General features: G+C 64.6%; 1 protein-coding gene and 1 pseudogene. Both read left to right on the top strand.

Translation table 11 applies throughout. The annotated features are described in order from the left end of the window. A pseudogene (locus ACFWF3_RS34285) lies at window positions 1-1,471 on the top strand (hypothetical protein); the annotation flags it as partial. Between the two features lie 92 nt (window positions 1,472-1,563). Then, window positions 1,564-1,866, top strand: coding sequence for a hypothetical protein (locus ACFWF3_RS34280; RefSeq protein ID WP_379318186.1), 303 nt, complete (start codon window positions 1,564-1,566; stop codon window positions 1,864-1,866). The last annotated feature ends 5 nt before the right edge of the window (window positions 1,867-1,871 follow it).

Below are 1,871 nucleotides of genomic sequence, written 5' to 3'. Positions count from 1 at the left end.
CGAAGCCCTTGCACAACTCACGACCGCGACCAGTCGCCTCCTCGGAGCCGCAACCTCGGACGCCGAGTCGAGTGCCAAGTTGCTGAAGCTCTTGACGCTGGCGTCGGAATTCACGGATGGCGCCGACTGCCGATGCCCGGTGTGCGGCGAAGGTGAACTCAACGAACGGTGGCGAGGCAATGCTCGACAGACCGTCGCCGAGATCCGGACCCGCACAACAGAGCTCGCCGAGGCGGAACGACAGCACAGCACGGCATCGGCCGCCGTTCGCCAGCTGATCAGACCGCTCCCCGCGATCCTGTCGAACTGCCCGATCGAGTCGGGTGACGCCGTCAACGCGTGGCGGCAATGGGCCGAGCTCGCTACCGCCGAACATGCAGCGCTGCCCGCCCAGCTGCGAGACCGACATCGGCGGGTTCACGAGGCATTTGCCGATCTGAAGACCCGTGCTCACACCGAACTGGCTCGGCTCGACGACGTGTGGTCACCCCTTGCCCGACAGGTCGCGACCTGGGCCGACAGCGCTAGTGCGTGCGTCGGCGCGGCCGACGAACTGAAGACGGTCAAGACCGCGGAGATCTGGCTCAAGAACGCGGCTGTAGCCCTACGCGACGAGCGGATGCGACCGCTGACCGAACTGTCGCAGCGGGTCTGGACGACACTGCGGCAGCAGAGCAATGTCGAGCTCGGCGGTGTCGTATTGGAAGGCACGGCACAAACTCGACGGGTCAGCCTCGACGTGACAGTCGACGGTGTCGCCGGAGCGGCTCTCGGGGTCATGAGCCAGGGCGAGCTGCACTCGCTCGGACTCTCGTTGTTTCTCCCCCGAGCCACAGCTGAACAGAGTCCATTCCGATTCCTGATGATCGACGACCCCGTCCAGTCGATGGACCCGACGAAGGTCGATGGGTTGGCTCGAGTGCTCGCCGACGTCGCTCGCACGAGGCAAGTGATCGTATTCACCCACGACCTGCGGCTTCCAGAAGCAGTGCGGCGCTTGCAGATTCCCGCGACGGTCCTCGACGTTCAGCGCCGGGAACGATCTGTAGTCGAAGTCCGGGTTTCAATCGACCCGGTCCGCCGCTACATCGACGACGCCCGCGCTCTGAGCCTCACCCGTAATCTTCCGCGCGAAGAAGCCGACGAGATGATCGCGCTCTGCTGCCGACTCGCGATCGAATCCGCCGCCACCACCCAGGTCAGGAGAGTCCTCGGCGAGCACGGGTTCCGGCAATCCGACATCACCGAACAGCTCGACAAAGCCGAACGCACCGTGCAGAAGCTGGCACTGGCCGTGTTCTACGACCGGACCAGGGAATCCGACATTCTCGCCCACCTCGACCGCGAGCTCGCCCCCTGGGCCTCGACCGTTGTCCGGATATGCAACAGCGGTGCCCATGGCAGCACCCGTGACGAACTCGGCGACCTGATCAACCGCGCGGAAAGGATGGCCAAGTGGCTCAACCGTTGAGCTCCGTCAACTCGCGTCTGCGGACCGCAGACAACCTCATCACGGACGCAGGATCCGATATCGGTGGGATGTGGCCCCGAGCCAGCGCCTGGATGTTGCGAATCGCCATGGAGCAGGCTATTCGGGAATTGTGGCGAGCCGTTTCACCGAAGATGGAGCGAGTGACAGTGCGAGCGCAACTTCTCGTGCTACCCAAGTACATCGGTGAGGAAGCGGCCGGCGAAGCGCGACTGCTGTGGTCAGAGCTGTCGACGACGGCACACCACAACGACTATCAGCTCGCTCCGGCCGTCGAGGAACTGCGGCGCTGGCAGGAAGCCGCCGAACGAGTTGCCAATGCAATCGACGCCGCGATCAGCGCAAGAAACGCTGGCGCGACACCACCGAGCGGCTGACGAGC

The sequence above is a fragment of the Nocardia sp. NPDC060220 genome, assembly GCF_042727815.1.
Taxonomy (GTDB): domain Bacteria; phylum Actinomycetota; class Actinomycetes; order Mycobacteriales; family Mycobacteriaceae; genus Nocardia.
Note: the sequence above shows the minus strand (reverse complement) of the source record. Positions and strands in the feature narration are given on the sequence as shown.